The organism is Henriciella mobilis (assembly GCF_003576285.1).
Taxonomy (GTDB): domain Bacteria; phylum Pseudomonadota; class Alphaproteobacteria; order Caulobacterales; family Hyphomonadaceae; genus Henriciella; species Henriciella mobilis.
In genome coordinates this window covers 543,250-559,425 of record NZ_QWFX01000013.1, presented here as the reverse complement: position 1 = coordinate 559,425, position 16,176 = coordinate 543,250, and the positions used below count along the sequence as shown (strand labels likewise).

Sequence of the window (16,176 nt, the reverse complement as noted above, 5' to 3'; positions counted from 1 at the left end):
CGCCGAAGCACCGCCCTTGATTGGGTCTGGATGTTGGCCTTGGCAGCGGGATTGGGGGCCGCCGCCGTCGCCGTCCAGGGAGGCCGGACCTAGAAGCCCATGCCGCCCATGCCACCCATGCCGCCCATGTCGGGCATGCCACCGGCGCCTTCGCCTTCCTTCTTCGGAGCTTCGGCAACGCCAGCTTCGGTGGTGATCAGCAGGCCAGCAACAGAGGCTGCGTTCTGCAGGGCAGAGCGGACAACCTTGGCCGGGTCGATGATGCCCATCTTGTACATGTCGCCATATTCCTCGGTCTGGGCGTTGAAGCCGTAACCGCGGTCTTTCTGGGCGAGGATGTTGGCCACAACGACCGAGCCTTCGAGGCCAGCGTTCTGGACGATCTGGCGGACCGGGGCTTCGAGGGCCTTGCGGACGATGTCGATGCCAGCTTGCTCGTCAGCGTTCTCGCCCTTCACGTCGATGTTCTGGGCAGCCCGGAGCAGGGCAACGCCGCCACCCGGAATGACGCCTTCTTCGACGGCAGCGCGGGTTGCGTTGAGCGCGTCGTCGACGCGGTCCTTGCGTTCCTTCACTTCGACCTCGGTGGCACCGCCGACCTTGATCACGGCAACACCGCCGGCGAGTTTGGCAAGGCGCTCCTGGAGCTTCTCCTTGTCATAGTCGGACGAGGTGTCTTCGATCTGCTTCTTGATCTGGCCAACGCGCGCTTCGATGTCGGCTTTCTCGCCAGCACCGTCGACGATGGTCGTGTTGTCCTTGTCGATCTCGACCTTCTTGGCCGTGCCCAGCATGTCGATGGAGATGTTCTCCAGCTTGATGCCGAGGTCTTCGGAGATGACCTGGCCGCCGGTCAGGACTGCGATGTCCTGCAGCATGGCCTTGCGGCGGTCGCCGAAGCCAGGGGCCTTCACGGCTGCAACCTTGAGGCCGCCGCGCAGCTTGTTGACGACCAGCGTTGCGAGCGCTTCGCCATCGACATCTTCAGCGATGATCAGCAGCGGGCGCTGGCTCTGGACGACCTGCTCGAGGATCGGCAGCATCGGCTGGAGCGAGGAGAGCTTCTTCTCGTGCAGCAGGATGAACGGGTCTTCGAGTTCGACGCTCATCTTGTCCGGATTGGTCACGAAGTACGGGCTGAGGTAGCCGCGGTCGAACTGCATGCCTTCGACGACGTCGAGTTCGGTTTCGAGGGACTTGGCTTCCTCGACCGTGATCACGCCTTCATTGCCGACCTTTTCCATGGCCTTGGCGATCATGTCGCCGATTTCGCGGTCGCCATTTGCGGAGATCGAGCCGACTTGCGAGATCTCGCTGTTCTCTTTCACCTTGCGGGAATGATGGGCGAGGTCGGAAACGACTTCGGCAGACGCCTTGTCGATACCGCGCTTCAGGTCCATCGGGTTCATGCCGGCGGCGACGCGCTTCATGCCTTCGCGGACGATGGACTGGGCGAGCACCGTGGCGGTCGTGGTGCCGTCACCGGCAACATCATTGGCCTTGGAAGCGACTTCGCGCAGCATCTGTGCGCCCATATTCTCGAACTTGTCTTCCAGTTCGATTTCCTTTGCGACGGTGACACCGTCCTTCGTGGTGCGCGGGGCGCCGAAGGACTTCTCGATGACAACGTTACGGCCTTTCGGGCCGAGGGTGACTTTCACCGCATTTGCAAGGGTGTCGACACCTTTCAGCATGCGCTCGCGCGCATCGGTGCCGAATTTGACGTGTTTTGCAGCCATATTCGTATTCCTTTTTCAGATTACGTCTTGGTCTTGGGATTGTTGGGGAAGGGGTTGCGTTACTCGACGATGCCGAGGATGTCGCTTTCCTTCATGATCAGGAGGTCCTGACCGTCGACTTTCACTTCCGTGCCGGACCATTTGCCGAACAGGATGCGGTCGCCAGCTTTGACTTCCAGCGGGATGACTTCATTGTCGTCACCGACAGCGCCTTTGCCGACGGCGATGACTTCGCCTTCCTGCGGCTTTTCCTTGGCGGTATCGGGGATGATGATGCCGCCAGCGGTCTTTGCTTCTTCCTCGACGCGTTTGACGAGAACGCGGTCATGCAATGGACGGAACTTCATGTGCTTTCCTACCTTTGACTGTTACCCTGACTGGGCAATGAAAACAGGATTAGCACTCACCTGGGGTGACTGCTAACGGCGTTGAATTAGGAAGCGCGCGCGCTGGCGTCAACGGGGGAAAAGCTGAAATTTTTGCGATATTCGGGAAGGCTGTCCGAACCTGCCGGCCGGGCGTGCTGGCAGCCACGCTTAACGGCTGCTAACATATTGAAATATATACATTTCTTGACAGGCGCCGCGTCTCTGGCACACTTCTGTATGCGGATCAACCGCATGACAGAAGGAATCACTGAATGCAGCACGACGATTTCAGGAAACAGCTTTCCGGGGGCGGGCTTCTGACAGCTGAAATCATTTACTACAGGCCAGACTTTCCAAAACTCCTTCAGAGCTTCGTCTGGCAGACCGTGGACATGGCGCCGAAATTCCCGCGCCTCGCACAGTTTCTCGACCACTGGCGCCGCGAGATCGAGGCGGTCATCCACTCCATCAACATCGCGCATAACGACATGCTCCGTCCGGCGCAGGTGCGCTGGGTGGACGAGGAACTTAAGATCCAGAAACTGAACTAGCGGGATGGTGGCCAGCCCGGCGCGCAGGCCAGGCTGGCCACAGACAGCCTAGCCCTTGAGCGACAGCCTTATGAAGGCGCCGCGCCCGGCGCCGGGCAGGCGTGTGCCGAGAGCGACATCGCCGAACCCGTTGCGGTTATAGCCGGCGAGATGGTCGCGATAGACATGGTCGAGCAGGTTCTCGATGCCCGCCGAGACTGTCACGCCGTCCTTCACCTGCCAGTCGCCATAGAGATTGAGCACGACATAGCCGGGTGTCGCGGCCTCCTCATTGGTGGCAGACACCTTGTCCTGCTCGGCGGCAGCCCGCGTTTCGAAGGTCGCTGACCAGCTGTCGGCCTCCCAGGTCAGGTCCAGCGTCAGGCTGGCCGGCGCGATCCGGTAGAGATTGTCGTCTATGTCGCGGCGTTCGCCCCGGACATAGCTCAGCACGCCATCAAGGCGCAGCGGCCCGTCAAAATCGTAGCCGGCATCCAGGTCGAAGCCATACAGCCGCGCATCGACATTGGCCCAGCGCAGCGGCGTCGGGTCGCCATTCATGCTGGCGATCATCTCGACCGGTGTGTCGGCGATGCCAGGTGACGAATCATAGAGCACGCCCTGGATGTAATCGTCGATCTGGCGAACATAGACGGTTGGCCGCGCATAGAGCGCGGGCGCCGCATAATCGAACCCGGCTTCGGCAATCAGCGCCGTCTCCGGATCGACCCCGAGATCGCCGACATAGATGTTGCCGTCGGCGAGGCCGCCGCTGGCGCTGATCGGCAACCAGCCAAAGCGCTGGATGTAGCCCGGCATGGCCTGCTTGCGGGCAAGCGTTGCGCGCCAGGACAGGCCATTGCGCTCCGGCGTCCAGATGCGCGCGACCGCATCCACGGTGGTGTCCTGCGTGCTGCGGTCGCTGGCGTTGAAGACGGCGGCCAGCATCTGCGCCGGCGGGGGCAGCATGGTGGCCAGCGACGCGTCGCCCGCATCGTGATCATGCCAGTCGGCCCTAACGCCCAGCTCGCTTTCCACCGGGCCGATGGTGCCGGTCCATTGCGCGAACGCGCCCGTCCGGTCGATCGTCACATCCGGGAAGGGCGTCACGAAGAAGGCCGCCATATTCGGGTTGGTGATGATCGCGTCATGCTCGGCGCGGGCCGTGTCGGTGCCGATCTCCAGCTCGCCGCCCTGCCAGTCGAAGCTGGCACTGAGTTCAGCGCCGCGCGTGGTCGCCTCGGTAAAGGTTGCCCGGGTCTGCATCGGGGCGGGCGAGGGCCGCAGGCTGAAATTGTCCATCAGGTGGTCGACATCGGTGTAGTTGACCGACGCGTTCACCGTGACGCCGTCCAGATCCGCCTTGTAGGACAGCTTGGCGAAGTCGGTATCGACATACTGGATATCCATCGGGAAGGGCGGGTTGCCCGACGGGTCCGCCTCGTGACGGCGAAGATCGAGACCGACCTCACCGATGCCGAGCTTCGCCCCGGCCGACAGGCCATAGACACTCCGCTGGAAGGACGATCCGCCAATCGTGCCATCGCCATAGTCGGTGTCACTGGCATCCTCATAGGCGCCGAGCAGGTTGAAGCGCCAGCGGTCCGTTGAGGCGCCGGCCATGCCGCCGACCGAGAGGCCGTCATTCACCGAGCGCGCGCTGGCGGTGAGGTCGTAGCCGAAGTCGGCGCCCGGCCCGTCTGTAAAGTCCTGTCGCTTGAAGACGGCGTCCGCGCCCCCGGCGAGCCCCGGGCCTTCCGAGACCGGGCTGACGCCCCGGTCGATGATCACCGCGCTGACGAGCGGGGCGGGGGCGTAATGGAACACCGGGTCCATCAGGTTCGGACCGCCCGAGGCAAAGCGCTGGCCGTCGACGCGCAGGTTCAGGCGTTCGCCTGAGAGGCCGCGATAGGCCATCTGGCCGGACAGCTCCCCGTTCGAGAGCCGGGCGCCGCCGGGTGTGCGCGCGGCCAGCCGGGTGATGTCGGCCCCGTCGAGCGGGCTGGCATCGGGGGCAATGCCGGTCTGGGTTGCGGTGTCGTACCTGGAGCCGGTGACGATGATGACGTCCTGCAGGGCAGGCGCCGATTCCTGCGCCGACGCGGCCTGAACGGCTGCGCCAAGCGCCAGCAGGCTCGCGCCTGCGACGAGTTTGTAAGTCATGATATATCCTGAAGGCCCGCACGGGCGTGCAGGCTGTCTGTTCGTTGGAATGGAATTCTGGAAACGATCAGACGGCGGCAGGCGGGCTTCGCGGCGGCATGGGCGGGCGCGCCGAGGGGCGCACGGCCGGCCGGGTATAGGGTTTGCCGCCAAGCATCGGCTGGCGGATGGCGATCATCGCCGGCAGGGCCGGCGCGGCGACTGTATCCATCAGGGAGGACAGGGCGAACGGGCACATGGCGCCTTGCTGCTCATGCTCGGGCATGTCGCCCGGCTGGCCGTCCGTCATGCCATGTGGTTCGGCCTCCCCGGTTGGCATGGATGCGCCATGAGCCTGATGATCATGCATCTGGTGACTGGTATGTCCGCCGGTCGCGGGCGCTGCCGCAGGGCCGCGATCCATCTCATGCAGCCCGCCGCAGATACGCAGGACGATGGCGCCGGTCTCCGGCGAGCGGTCGAGCATATAGCCATCCGGCACAAGCCCGCGCAGCGTGATCAATGCCACGAAGGCAAAGGTCAGCAGCTGGACCGCGCGAAGAGGAGCCGGGCACGTCATCCGCGTTTCGTAGTCTCTTGCGCGGCCTCGATCCACTGGCTCCGGGCAGCGCAAATTGCCACACAAGCGGCAGGCTTGCGTGCACATTGCCGGACTGCCGCCTAGCCCGTATAGCCCATACCAGAAACAGAGCCCGGAGATATCCGGGCCGCACAAGGAGTGGAGGAAACACGTGGCGAATATTTCCCTGTCGCGCATCCTGGCGCATTGGGCCGAGATCCAGCCGGACCGGGTCGCGGTAGACCATGAAGGCGACCAGCGCACCTGGCATGAGCTCGAAGCGCGGACAAACCGGCTGGCCCGCGCCTATGCCGCCCTCGGGGTCGGTGAGAACGATTTCGTCACCATCGCGCTGCCGAACGGCGTCGAATTCTTCGAGGCCGCCTTCGCAGCCTGGAAGCTCGGCGCGACACCGCAGCCCATCTCCGCGAAGCTGCCGAAGTTCGAGCGCGACCAGATCATTGAGCTCGGCAAGCCGAAACTCGTCGTCGGTGTCCCGGCGGGCGAGTATCCCGACATGGCTTCGGTCGAGCCGGGCTTCGAACCCGATGCCAGCCTGTCGGATGCGCCCCTGCCGGAGAAGACCGCCGACTCCTTCAAGGCGATGACGTCCGGCGGGTCGACGGGGCGGCCGAAACTGATCGTGTCGCGCCAGCCCGCCGCCTGGGATCCCGATCCCGACTTCCTGGAAATCCGCAAGCAGGGATCGATGCTGGTGCCCGGCCCGCTTTACCATAACGGCCCCTTCCTTTGGGCAATGATCGCGCTGTTCAAGGGCGCCACGGTCGCCGTGACGACGCGCTTCGACGCGGAGCAGACGCTGCAGCTGATCGACCGGCTCAAGCTGGAGACGGCCTACATGGTGCCGACCATGATGCGCCGGATCTGGGCCCTGCCGCCGGAGGTGCGCGCGCGCTATGACCTCTCCAGCCTGAAGGCGCTCTGGCACCTTGCCGCGCCCTGTCCGCCCTGGCTTAAGCAGGCCTTCATCGACTGGCTCGGCCCGGAAGTCATCTGGGAACTTTATGGCGGCACTGAGGGGCAGGGATCGACGACCATCCAGGGCACCGAATGGCTGACTCACAAGGGCTCCGTTGGCCGGCCCGTCGAGACCTGCGAGATGAAGATCGTCGATGAGGACGGGAACCCCGTCGCCCCCGGCGAGGTCGGCGAGGTGTTCATGCGTCCGCTCGCCGGGCCCGGGACGAGCTATTACTATCTCGGCGCCGAACCCAAGGCGATCGAGGGCGGTTGGGAGAGCCTCGGCGACATGGGCTGGATGGATGAGGAGGGGTATCTCTATCTCAGCGACCGGCGTTCCGACATGATCGTCGTCGGCGGCGCGAACATCTATCCGGCGGAAGTCGAAGCGGCGATCGATTCGTGGCCCGGCGTGCGCAGTTCCGCCGTCATCGGACTGCCGGACGAGGATATGGGCGCACGCCTGCACGCTATTGTCGATGTACCGGGCGGTACGCTGGATGAGGACGCCTTCATGGCCCACCTCGCCGAGCGGCTGGTGCGCTACAAGCTGCCTCGCTCCATCGAAGTGGTGACCGAGCCGCTGCGCGACGATGCCGGTAAGTCCCGGCGCAGCGCACTCCGCCAGGCGCGGCTCAGCCAAACGGCATGATCAGGCCGAGAGGAACCGCCGGACCGCGCTGACTTTTCCCCTCTCCCGGGGGAGAGGAGTTGGGGAGAGGGGATGCAGGCCTGTATGCCGGGCGCGATCCTTTCCAAACCAGTCCCCCTCATCCCCGTGCTCCGGCGCATCGACATGCGATGCTTCTCCCTGCGCACTCTCCCGAGGGAGAAGGGAGAGGCGCTAATTCATCCCACCCCCACAAAACCCGTGGTCCAATTCGGGCCATGCTGACCCGCGCCTGGATTCTTGAAACGCTGGCCTTGCTGCCGCTCTACTACTGGCCGGTCTTCTTCCTCGAAGTCTGGCGGTTCGAGCGGTATTATCGCGCCTACCGGGCCGCGAACCCGGTTGGGATGCTCGGTGTCGCCGTGCTGCCCAATGGCCGGCTGGTGATCACGCTTCAGCTGTCTGGTGACCGGCCGGACCCCGATGACTGGACGAATTTCGCGCCGCGTGCGCCGTGGGAAAGGCTCGCGCCGGGCGGGTTTCTCGCCGCACTCGGCGCCAGACTGGAATCATACCGGAATTGGACTGTTCTCGTACTGGAATCAGACCCGAATTGTACGGCCGCCGGACCGGCCTTTCTGGATTCGAGCTGACCTCCCGTCCGCGTGGTTCGACTTCGCTCACCATGCGGACTGATGTTTCAAACAGCCCTGAGCCCGATCCATCGCGAAGCGGGGATCAAAACAAACAGCCCTGAGCCCGATCCACCGCGAAGCGGGGATCAAAAGAAAAGACAGCCCTGAGCGCGATCCATCGCGAAGCGGGGATCAAAAGAAAAGACAGCCCTGAGCGCGATCCATCGCGAAGCGGGGATCAAAACCAAAGACTCCCTGAGCGCGATCCATCGCGAAGCGGGGATCAAAACCAGCACGCCGCACGTCCCAACGGACGCTGCGGGCGCTGGTGCTGGCGCCGCTTCATCAGCCTGCCGGGCGTTGGCCGTGTATCGCTTCGATGGACCGGATCGCTTTCCAGGCCAGGATTTTTGCGGCCAGCTTTCCATCCGGCAGGCGCCACTCGGCCTCGACATAGCCGGTTGTGCGCGAGCGATTGATAAGGTGCGCCTCGATGGTGATGTCGCCCAGGGAGACAGGGCGGAACAGCTTGATCTGCAGGTCCTGCGTGGTGAAGGCCTCGCCCTCGGTGAGCCCGGAGAACATGCAGATGGAGACCACATGGTCCGACAGCGCGCCGACCCAGCCACCGAAGGTACGGCCCGGCTGGATGTCGTGAGAGCCGTCATTCGGCCAGACATAGCGCACATGGCCGGGCTCGATATGCTTCAGCCAGTTCTCCGGCATGATGCCGAGCTTTTGCAGGCCCTTGGGCTTGTTCGGCCAGTCGCCGCTGAGAAGGCCTTCCAGGAAGGGCTGGAAGTGCGGCGAAAACTGGCTGGTATCGACATCAAGGCTCATGCGAGGCGGGCTCCGTTCGGGACCGGTGTATCCGGTGAGAAAAGGACGATTGCGCCGTCAGTGTCGGGAAAGCCGAGCGTGAGGACCTCGGACATGAACTTGCCGATCTGGCGCGGCGGGAAGTTCACGACAGCGGCAACCTGGCGTCCGACAAGCTGGTCGGGCGAATAGTGATCGGTGATCTGGGCCGAGCTCTTCTTCGTGCCCACGCCTTCGCCGAAATCGATGAGCAGGCGAATGGCCGGCTTGCGGGCGCCCTCGAGCGGGGCGGCTTCGAGGATCGTACCGACGCGGATATCGACCCGCCTGAACGTGTCGAAATCGGTTTCGGCTTCCGGCGGGTTTCCGGGAAGGTCAGTCTTGTGCATGGCGATTAGACGATGACCGAGCCGCCATCGACGACGATCATCTGGCCGGCCATGTATTTGCCGGCATCGGACGCCAGGAAGATCGCCGCGCCGGCAATGTCGACCGGGTCACCGATCCGGCGCATCGGGGTGCCTTTCTCGATCCGCTCTGCATTTTCGGGATTTTCCCAGAGGGCGCGGGCAAAATCGGTCTTGATCAGGCCTGGAGCGACGCAGTTGACGCGGATATTGTGGGGGCCGAGTTCGATGGCGTAGTTGCGGGCCAGCTGGAAGTCGGCGGCCTTGGAGATGTTGTAGGCGCCAATGACCGGGGAGCCCTTGAGGCCGCCGATCGAGGAAATGATGACGATGGCGCCGTCTTTGCGCGCCTTCATCTCCGGCGCAACCAGCTGGATCAGCCAGTGATTGGAAATAATGTTGTTGGACAGGATCTTCTCGAACTGCTCGTCGCCGATCTCTTCCATCGGGCCGTAATAGGGGTTCGAGGCAGCGTTGCAGACCAGAACATCGATCTTGCCGAATGCCTTGCGGGTCTCGTCGACAAGGTTGGTGAGGTCTTCCTTGGAGGAAATATTGGCGGGCACGGCGATGGCTGTTCCCTCGCCATGCTTCTCGTTCAGCTCGCCAGCAACCTCCTGACAGGGGCCGGGCTTGCGCGACGAGATGACGACCTTGGCGCCCTGTTCGGCCATCTGCTCGGCAATCGCCTTGCCGATTCCGCGCGAGGAGCCCGTTATGACGGCGACCTTCCCGCTCATGTCGAAGAGACTGGCCATGATTTCCTCCATTTATTTCACGTGTGTAGTATCGCCGGCACCTTATTCAAAACACGCGTCCTGCCAATCCCCGGCAGGAGGGTGCGCCTGGAAAATCTGCGATGCATCTGCAAGAAGGGGCGCGGACGGCTGGTGATGCAAGCGGTCAGCTGTCCAGGTCGCGGCCGATACGGCTGATCTGATCGAGCACAGCACTCCACGATGTTTCAGCGGCTGGCGTCCAGTCGTCAGCCAGCACGTCACGGAAGACGTCTCGAATGATCTCGAACATCTCGTCGATATCGCCGCTCCCCAGGCCATAGCCTTCATGGTGCAGCCGGGCCGCTTCCAGTTCGAGCCGCGGTGTTTCGCTGCCTTCGGCGACCCCGAGTAGGCAGTTCAGGCTTGTCGTGAGCATATTCGCGCGAATGCCGCCATCCGTGTCCATGGCGAAGAGGTCTTCGAAATGCGGATGGCGTTCGAAAAGGCGGGCATAAATCAGGTCATGCGGATCGCCTGCGCGGGCCGCGACCTTCTCGAATGTGTCGATGACAATCTCGGCCTGGTCCATGGTTTTCACCTTATATGTTCGCACGCCCTGTAGAAAGTTTACCAGACCGGTGAAGCGTCAGGCAGACCGCAAAACGCCTACCAGGACGAGCGCCCACCCGGCCAGTAATGCCAGGCCGCCAATAGGCGTGATGGCACCAAACCACCGCGGTGCGCCCAAGGCGAGGAAGTAGAGCGTCGAGGAGAAGATCGCCGAGCCTATGATCATGGCCCAGCCACCTGCCAGGACCTCGTCCTTCCTGCCGGTCAGGCCGATCACAAGTGCGGCGACAGCATGGATAAGAAGGTAGAACGTTCCCGTGTCCCACCAGGCTTCGGCCTGGGGCGTGAACTGGCCCTTCAGCCCATGTGCGCCGAACGCACCCAGTGCGACACCGACAAACCCGAACAGGGCGGCGAAGAAGGAAAGAGGCGGCATGCAGGAATCCTTTCTGTCCGCCTCTTACCGTGTGTTTGCCGATGCGCCTATGCGGCGAAGCTTCATCTCAGGCGGCATCGGCCTTGTGCGTGTCGATGGTGTGGCCCTGGGCATCGGAGTATTCGAAGACATCTCCACCGAGATCGATTTCCGGCAGGTCATCCTTCTCGTGCCAGTAGTCCTGGGTATGCTGCCACTCGGGATGATCGGCCCGCTTCGGCATCAGGTGTTCGCCGCGCTTGAGGTAACCGGGGTTGAAGTCGTCCGGATTCATCCAGCTGAGGCGTTCCTTTGCCTGGACGCCGGCTGGAACCTTCGGGCAGACTTCTACGGCGCCGACCTCGTCCATATGCTTAAGTAACCGGACCATGAAGTCACCAAGCAGGTCGACACGAAGTGTCCAGCTGGCGCGGAAATATCCGAACACAAACAGCATGTTGGGGACATCCTCGATCATCATGCCACGCCAGGTCAGCTGATCGTTCCAGGCGACAGGCTTGCCGTCCACCTCGAACGGGATGTTGCCAAGGAATTTCAGATTGAAGCCTGTTGCGGTGATGATCACATCGGCTTCGAGCACATCCCCCGATGTCAGCCTGATTCCTTCCGGCACGAACCGGTCGATATGGTCGGTGACGATGCTGGCCTTGCCACTGGCGATGCCCTGGAAGATGTCCCCATCAGGGACGAAGGCGATACGTTGCTGCCAAGGCCGGTAATGCGGCGTGAAGTGGCTCATATCGAAGTCTTCCCCGAGAAAGGCCTGCACGCCCGCCAGCAATTCATCTTTCACCGATTCAGACTCGTCCTTGGCCCGCTGTGTGAATTCGTGCTGGTCGACAAGAACCTTCTTGCGGATGATCGTATGGATCCAGTCCTCATCGATCTCCAGACGCCGCAGCTCGTCGGCGAGCTCGTTTACGTTGCGGCCCGGTACGAAATAGGTCGGTGAACGCTGGAGAAGCGTCACATGTTCGCATTGGTCGGCAATGTTCGGCACGAGGGTCGCCGCCGTGGCGCCTGATCCGATGACGAGAACCTTCTTGCCGGAAAGGTCGATATCGTCCGGCCAGTTCTGCGGATGAACGATCTCACCCTTGAAGTCGTCCATGCCATCCCAGTCAGGCGTGTAGCCTTTGTCGAGGTCGTAATAACCCTGACACATCCACATGAACCGGGTCTGGACGGTGTGTGCGCCGTCCGGCGTTTCGTAAGTGACGGTCCAGAGCTTGTCTTCGGATGACCAGGCGGCCTTGGTGATCTTGTGATTGTAATGGATCAGCGGACCGAGGTCGTTCTCCTCGATAAACTCGCCCATATAGGCGAGAATCTCATCGGCAGTGGCGATCGGCGGGCCGGTCCAGGGCTTGTCGCGATATCCGAACGTGTAGAGGTCGCTGTCGGAACGAATACCCGGATAGGTGTGGACTTTCCAGGTGCCGCCGAAGCTGTCGAGCGCTTCGAAGACGGCGACCTTCTTGCCGGGACAGCGCGTGCGCAAATGATAGGCCGCACCAACGCCCGATATTCCTGCGCCGACAATGAGGACGTCCAGGACGTCGGTCCCTTTTCCAGTAGGCATGTAATTCCCTCCGCGATCTGTTCTGTTTTCGCGACAGGCTACCTCATGAAGACGACAGTCCAATAGGTAATCGCCCGGATGACGTGGCGTCAGTCGGTTTCCGGTGCTGTTCAGGCGGTTGGAATTGAATAGGTCACGATTGCATGGCTCGCGACCTTGCTGGAGCCTTCAGCCCGTATTTCAACCTCGGCCACCGCCAGTGTCCGGCCAAGTTTCATGAGCCTCGCCTCTGCGATGACGGCCTCACCGATACAGGGTCGCAGGAAGTTGATGTTCAGATTGCTCGTCACCGTCATTGGTGTGATCCCGAGCTTTGTGAAGATAGCCATATAGGTCACGCTGTCGGCCATGGTCATCTGCGTCGGGCCAGAGATATAGCCGCCGGGGCGCAAGTTCTCCGGACCGGCTTTCAGGCGCATGACGGCGTGGCCGTCCTCCATCAGCATGACTTCGGAGCGGTTCTTCGCGTCGCTGAAGGCCTCGTGCAGGAACGAGTTTGCCTCATCGACAGAGACCTTTGATGGCATTGGCGTTTTCCTTTTCCCTGACGTCAGCGATTGATCCGCTTGTCCGCTTTGGCCAGTCTAGGAGAGAGAACTGGCCCGCCAAGAGGTCACGCAAGGGAGGTTAGAACCGCATGCTCACCTGGGGCGACGAATATCCAATTCACCAGACACCGGAGCCCGTCTGGGTGGCTGGGTCAGACCGGAACTTTTACGACCGGTACTTCTTCAATGGCTATTCCAAGGACGGATCCGTGCTCTTTGGCGCCGCTTTCGGGGTGTACCCGCATCTCAATATCAAGGATGGCGCCTTCTCTGTCCTCAAGGATGGCGTCCAGAAATCGGTCCATCTGTCGCGCATCCTGAATTTCGAGCGGATGGATACGCGTGTTGGCCCGATGAGCATCGAGGTGGTCCAGCCGCTCCAGTCTGTCCGCATCAAGCTGGATGATGCCGAGGGCATTTCCGCCGATCTCACTTTCGAGGGGCGCCACTTCCCGGTTGAGGAACCGCGCTTCACCAGGCGCAATGGCTCGCGCATGATGATGGATGTCACGCGTATGACGCAGAATGGCCGCTGGTCTGGCAGCATCACGGTCGATGGCGACACCATAGAGATTTCGAGCGATAATTTCTGGGGTACGCGGGATCGCAGCTGGGGTGTCCGCCCGCTTGGCGCGCAGGATCCGCAACCCGTTGTGCCGCAGCAGCTGCCGCAGTTCTACTGGATCTGGACGCCGATGAACTTCCCGAATGCCTCGGTCTATTTCCACGTCAATGAAGACCGGCACGGTGACCGCTGGAACACCCGTTCAGTGTTCGCCATGGACGGGGCAGGGGCAGATGGGCTGACGCATCTTGCCAATCCCGTGATCAAACCGGAATTCGAAGCCGGAACGCGGCGGGTTCGTTCGGCGGTCCTGACGGCGAGCGATGCCCATGGGCGCGAGCACAGGATTATTTACGAGCCCATCGCGACCTTCCAGATGAAGGGCATCGGCTATGGCCATCCCGAATGGGGCCATGCGGCCTGGAAAGGCGAATACGCCATTGGCCGGGAAGACTTCAAACCGCTGGCCATGCCGTGGAAGCAGCCGGACAATCTTCATATCCAGGCGATTTCCAAGGTCCGTCACGAAGGCCCGGACGGGCAGGGCTCGGAAGGTATAGGCGCCCTTGAGCAGCTCTTTATCGGTCCGCATGATGCATCGGGCTGGAAGGACATGCTGGATGCCTGAGGCGGTCATCGACAATCCAGAGCTTGCCCGCCAGTTCGAACCCTATGCCGAAGCTCATATCCCGGGCGCCAAAAACCTCCGTGTGGTCCAGATGCGCCGGATCCATGGCGGGGCCAGCCGTCAGACCTATTCGGTCGACATCGCCTATGAAGATGCCACCGGTCTCAAGACGAAAGGGGTCATTCTGCGCCGTGACCCGGCGGACAGTCTGATCGATACCGAGCGGCGGGTGGAGTTTGCCGCGATCCGAACAGCGCATGGAAAGGCCGGTATTCCGGCGCCTGAAGCGCTGTTTCTCGAGACCGATACCGGACCGCTTGGCGCGCCTTTCTTTGTCATGGGGCGGATCGAGGGCGGCATGCCGCTCAATCCGTTCCAGATCGATGCGGTGGAACCTCATCGGGCCGAGGTCGGCCGGGAGTTCTTTCGCCATCTCGGGGCCATCGCGTCCCTCGAGATCGACGGCACGCCGATTGCCGAAGAGATCGAGACGCCGGCTCCAGACCAGTGCTGGAAGCGCGAGCTCGACTATTGGGCCAATGAAATCCGCACCAATGCGCGCGAACCGCAACCCGTGGCCGAAGCAGCGATCCGCTATCTTGCCGCCAATCCGCCGCCGCCCGCGCAGAAGCTGTCGCTCGTGCATGGCGATTTCCGCTCGGGGAATTTCCTCCATGACGGGCAGGGGCGGATCAACGCCGTCCTCGACTGGGAGATGGCGCATATTGGCGACCCTTATGAAGATCTTGCCTGGGCAACAGACCTGCTCTGGTGCGGCAACGACCAGGAACGTGCGGCCGGATTTATCCCCTGGCCCGACGCGATTGCTGTCTGGCAGGAGGCGTCGGGCTGCAGTTTCGAACCGGCGGCGTTTGAGTGGTGGAGCCTGTTTGCGCACCTTAAAGGCCTCGGTATCTGGATCACATCCGCGCGCGCCTTTGCGGACGGCAAGAACGATGACCCGATCCTGGCCTGGTCTGGATGGTTTACCCACGCCGCCCACGAGCTGATGCTGGCCAGCCGCCTGGCGCCGAAATTCGGAGTGAAGCTATGAGCGATGTCGGCATGATCCTGCAGAGGCTGGGTGCGACGCTGGTCAATGAAGTCGCCCCGAAACTTGAGGGCGACTATTCGGGTGGCCATGCCAGCATGGCGGGGCTCATGGCCGTTATGGCGGGCGAGATGTGGGAAAAGGAGGCAGACCTTCTCGTCAATGAGATCGGCCGCATGAAGGCGCTTCTCGCCGCTGCCGGTATTGGTGAGGCCGAACCGCATATCGAGTCATTCCTGATTTCGGACCTGAAAGCCATGCGGAACGAGCTCGCGATGCAACTGATCGAGCTCCAGGCCTCGCTTGAGGCGAAGGACGATGAGGGATCGAAAGCGCTCAACACGCAGATCTGGGGTCATCTTCTCGCGACATGTGCGGGGCGCATGCCTAGCCCGCCGGCCTTTGGCGCGGCGGGGGAGGGCGAGCCCTGACATAGGATATATGCCACGACTCGACGTTCTGCCTGCGGCGCGGGCGCCCATCTGCTCGGGCGATGCCAACAAAGGAGAATGTCATGGCACGCTTTGAGAACAAGACGGTCCTGATCACCGGCGGGACGTCCGGTATTGGACTTGCGACCGTGGAAAGATTGGCGGGAGAGGGCGCCCGCCTCGTCGTGACCGGGTCCAATGAGGCGCGTCTGACAGACCTGCGTCGCCGGTTTCCCGGTGTATTGACAATCCAGGCGGACAATCGTGATCCAGCGAGTGCCGACACGATTGCCAATGCCGTTACCGCAGCCGGCCTGACACTGGACGCAATCTTCCTGAATGCCGGTTTTGGCCGCTTTGTCGCGCTTGAGCAGACCGACGCGGACCAAATCGATGAGCAATTCGCGATCAACGTCCGCGCGCCAATTCTTCAGGTCCGCGCACTTGCGAGCCTTCTTCGTGACGGCGGGAAGGTCGTCTTCAACACATCTGTTGCCCGCAATGCAGGCTTGCCAGGCGCTACGGTCTACAGCTCGACAAAAGGGGCGCTGCGAACGGTTGTCCGCGGTATTGCGCGTGAATTTGCGCCAAGGGCGATCAACGTAAATGCTGTCAGCCCCGGTCCAATCGGCACGGACTTCTTCAACCGCAGCGGTCTGAGCGAGGAAGAAAGCAAAGCGCTTTCAGAGCAAATCGTGACAGGCGTGCCGCTCGGCAGGTTTGGCGAGCCGAAAGAAGTTGCCTCGGTCGCGACCTTTCTTCTGTCGGACGATGCGAGTTTCGTGACCGGCTCGGAATACGTGGTCGATGGCGGTCTGAGTGAACTCTAGGTCCG

The 16,176-nt window shown here is 62.2% G+C and carries 18 protein-coding genes; 7 read left to right on the top strand and 11 right to left on the bottom strand.

Going from position 1 to position 16,176, the window contains the following annotated elements; translation table 11 throughout:
• Positions 1–89: 89 nt before the first annotated feature.
• Together groL and groES are read right to left on the bottom strand one after the other, a co-directional pair.
• The gene (groL, locus tag D1223_RS13170) at positions 90–1,739 is read right to left on the bottom strand and encodes a chaperonin GroEL (protein ID WP_119376875.1); all 1,650 of its coding nucleotides are present in this window, start codon (positions 1,737–1,739) and stop codon (positions 90–92) included.
• A 59-nt stretch (positions 1,740–1,798) separates the two neighbouring features.
• The gene (gene groES / locus D1223_RS13165; protein ID WP_119376874.1) at positions 1,799–2,086 is read right to left on the bottom strand and encodes a co-chaperone GroES; all 288 of its coding nucleotides are present in this window, start codon (positions 2,084–2,086) and stop codon (positions 1,799–1,801) included.
• 293 nt (positions 2,087–2,379) lie between these two features.
• Between groES and D1223_RS13160 the strand changes: the two genes are divergently transcribed.
• Positions 2,380–2,658: a hypothetical protein gene (locus D1223_RS13160; protein ID WP_119376873.1), complete on the top strand. Its 279-nt coding sequence runs from the start codon at positions 2,380–2,382 to the stop codon at positions 2,656–2,658.
• Positions 2,659–2,706: 48 nt separating this feature from the next.
• On the opposite strand, the gene D1223_RS13155 is transcribed toward D1223_RS13160, so the two are convergent.
• Together D1223_RS13155 and D1223_RS13150 are read right to left on the bottom strand one after the other, a co-directional pair.
• Positions 2,707–4,800 (bottom strand): TonB-dependent receptor domain-containing protein, encoded by a 2,094-nt coding sequence (locus tag D1223_RS13155; protein WP_119376872.1) that lies wholly within the window; start codon positions 4,798–4,800, stop codon positions 2,707–2,709.
• Between the two features lie 67 nt (positions 4,801–4,867).
• On the bottom strand, positions 4,868–5,359 hold the full coding sequence (locus tag D1223_RS13150) for a hypothetical protein (protein WP_119376871.1): 492 nt from the start codon (positions 5,357–5,359) through the stop codon (positions 4,868–4,870).
• Between the two features lie 172 nt (positions 5,360–5,531).
• Here D1223_RS13150 and D1223_RS13145 point away from each other — a divergent pair, with 172 nt between their 5' ends.
• Positions 5,532–6,992: an AMP-binding protein gene (locus tag D1223_RS13145; RefSeq protein ID WP_119376870.1), complete on the top strand. Its 1,461-nt coding sequence runs from the start codon at positions 5,532–5,534 to the stop codon at positions 6,990–6,992.
• A 236-nt stretch (positions 6,993–7,228) separates the two neighbouring features.
• Positions 7,229–7,603 carry a hypothetical protein gene (locus tag D1223_RS13140; RefSeq protein ID WP_119376869.1) on the top strand — a complete coding sequence of 125 codons (375 nt, stop codon included), beginning with the start codon at positions 7,229–7,231 and terminating at the stop codon, positions 7,601–7,603.
• 327 nt (positions 7,604–7,930) lie between these two features.
• On the opposite strand, the gene D1223_RS13135 is transcribed toward D1223_RS13140, so the two are convergent.
• From D1223_RS13135 to D1223_RS13105, 7 genes are all read right to left on the bottom strand, one after another.
• A complete protein-coding gene (locus D1223_RS13135; RefSeq protein ID WP_119376868.1) occupies positions 7,931–8,425 on the bottom strand; it encodes a PaaI family thioesterase in 495 nt (164 codons plus the stop codon).
• Positions 8,422–8,793, bottom strand: coding sequence for a tRNA-binding protein (locus D1223_RS13130; RefSeq protein ID WP_119376867.1), 372 nt, complete (start codon positions 8,791–8,793; stop codon positions 8,422–8,424). The genes D1223_RS13135 and D1223_RS13130 overlap by 4 nt, the downstream gene beginning before the upstream one ends.
• A 5-nt stretch (positions 8,794–8,798) precedes the next feature.
• The gene (locus tag D1223_RS13125; RefSeq protein ID WP_119377143.1) at positions 8,799–9,569 is read right to left on the bottom strand and encodes an SDR family NAD(P)-dependent oxidoreductase; all 771 of its coding nucleotides are present in this window, start codon (positions 9,567–9,569) and stop codon (positions 8,799–8,801) included.
• Positions 9,570–9,714: 145 nt separating this feature from the next.
• Positions 9,715–10,119, bottom strand: a complete 405-nt coding sequence (locus D1223_RS13120; protein ID WP_119376866.1) for a globin — start codon at positions 10,117–10,119, stop codon at positions 9,715–9,717.
• A gap of 57 nt (positions 10,120–10,176) precedes the next feature.
• Positions 10,177–10,536: a DUF423 domain-containing protein gene (locus D1223_RS13115; protein ID WP_119376865.1), complete on the bottom strand. Its 360-nt coding sequence runs from the start codon at positions 10,534–10,536 to the stop codon at positions 10,177–10,179.
• A 67-nt stretch (positions 10,537–10,603) separates the two neighbouring features.
• Entirely contained in the window at positions 10,604–12,118 is a 1,515-nt protein-coding gene (locus tag D1223_RS13110; RefSeq protein ID WP_119376864.1) for a flavin-containing monooxygenase, read from the bottom strand.
• 110 nt (positions 12,119–12,228) lie between these two features.
• Positions 12,229–12,645: a PaaI family thioesterase gene (locus tag D1223_RS13105; RefSeq protein ID WP_119376863.1), complete on the bottom strand. Its 417-nt coding sequence runs from the start codon at positions 12,643–12,645 to the stop codon at positions 12,229–12,231.
• Positions 12,646–12,755: 110 nt separating this feature from the next.
• Here D1223_RS13105 and D1223_RS13100 point away from each other — a divergent pair, with 110 nt between their 5' ends.
• The 4 genes from D1223_RS13100 to D1223_RS13085 all read left to right on the top strand — a co-directional run bounded on the left by D1223_RS13100 (position 12,756) and on the right by D1223_RS13085 (position 16,171).
• Entirely contained in the window at positions 12,756–13,859 is a 1,104-nt protein-coding gene (locus D1223_RS13100) for a hypothetical protein (protein ID WP_119376862.1), read from the top strand.
• Positions 13,852–14,913, top strand: a complete 1,062-nt coding sequence (locus D1223_RS13095) for a phosphotransferase family protein (protein WP_233353159.1) — start codon at positions 13,852–13,854, stop codon at positions 14,911–14,913. Before D1223_RS13100 ends, D1223_RS13095 begins: the two co-directional genes overlap by 8 nt.
• The gene (locus tag D1223_RS13090; RefSeq protein WP_119376861.1) at positions 14,910–15,341 is read left to right on the top strand and encodes a hypothetical protein; all 432 of its coding nucleotides are present in this window, start codon (positions 14,910–14,912) and stop codon (positions 15,339–15,341) included. The genes D1223_RS13095 and D1223_RS13090 overlap by 4 nt, the downstream gene beginning before the upstream one ends.
• 83 nt (positions 15,342–15,424) lie before the next feature.
• Positions 15,425–16,171, top strand: a complete 747-nt coding sequence (locus D1223_RS13085) for an SDR family oxidoreductase (RefSeq protein WP_158588481.1) — start codon at positions 15,425–15,427, stop codon at positions 16,169–16,171.
• The last annotated feature ends 5 nt before the right edge of the window (positions 16,172–16,176 follow it).

Excerpts from the sequence above, each read along its gene's own strand:
- D1223_RS13090 (WP_119376861.1), top strand. The coding sequence starts at position 14,910 with ATGAGCGATGTCGGCATGATCCTGCAGAGGCTGGGTGCGACGCTGGTC.
- D1223_RS13105 (WP_119376863.1), bottom strand. The coding sequence starts at position 12,645 with ATGCCATCAAAGGTCTCTGTCGATGAGGCAAACTCGTTCCTGCACGAG.
- groES (WP_119376874.1), bottom strand. The coding sequence starts at position 2,086 with ATGAAGTTCCGTCCATTGCATGACCGCGTTCTCGTCAAACGCGTCGAG.
- D1223_RS13135 (WP_119376868.1), bottom strand. The coding sequence starts at position 8,425 with ATGAGCCTTGATGTCGATACCAGCCAGTTTTCGCCGCACTTCCAGCCC.
- D1223_RS13100 (WP_119376862.1), top strand. The coding sequence starts at position 12,756 with ATGCTCACCTGGGGCGACGAATATCCAATTCACCAGACACCGGAGCCC.
- D1223_RS13120 (WP_119376866.1), bottom strand. The coding sequence starts at position 10,119 with ATGGACCAGGCCGAGATTGTCATCGACACATTCGAGAAGGTCGCGGCC.
- groL (WP_119376875.1), bottom strand. The coding sequence starts at position 1,739 with ATGGCTGCAAAACACGTCAAATTCGGCACCGATGCGCGCGAGCGCATG.
- D1223_RS13150 (WP_119376871.1), bottom strand. The coding sequence starts at position 5,359 with ATGACGTGCCCGGCTCCTCTTCGCGCGGTCCAGCTGCTGACCTTTGCC.
- D1223_RS13140 (WP_119376869.1), top strand. The coding sequence starts at position 7,229 with ATGCTGACCCGCGCCTGGATTCTTGAAACGCTGGCCTTGCTGCCGCTC.
- D1223_RS13160 (WP_119376873.1), top strand. The coding sequence starts at position 2,380 with ATGCAGCACGACGATTTCAGGAAACAGCTTTCCGGGGGCGGGCTTCTG.
- D1223_RS13095 (WP_233353159.1), top strand. The coding sequence starts at position 13,852 with ATGCCTGAGGCGGTCATCGACAATCCAGAGCTTGCCCGCCAGTTCGAA.
- D1223_RS13155 (WP_119376872.1), bottom strand. The coding sequence starts at position 4,800 with ATGACTTACAAACTCGTCGCAGGCGCGAGCCTGCTGGCGCTTGGCGCA.
- D1223_RS13085 (WP_158588481.1), top strand. The coding sequence starts at position 15,425 with ATGGCACGCTTTGAGAACAAGACGGTCCTGATCACCGGCGGGACGTCC.
- D1223_RS13125 (WP_119377143.1), bottom strand. The coding sequence starts at position 9,569 with ATGGCCAGTCTCTTCGACATGAGCGGGAAGGTCGCCGTCATAACGGGC.
- D1223_RS13130 (WP_119376867.1), bottom strand. The coding sequence starts at position 8,793 with ATGCACAAGACTGACCTTCCCGGAAACCCGCCGGAAGCCGAAACCGAT.
- D1223_RS13115 (WP_119376865.1), bottom strand. The coding sequence starts at position 10,536 with ATGCCGCCTCTTTCCTTCTTCGCCGCCCTGTTCGGGTTTGTCGGTGTC.
- D1223_RS13110 (WP_119376864.1), bottom strand. The coding sequence starts at position 12,118 with ATGCCTACTGGAAAAGGGACCGACGTCCTGGACGTCCTCATTGTCGGC.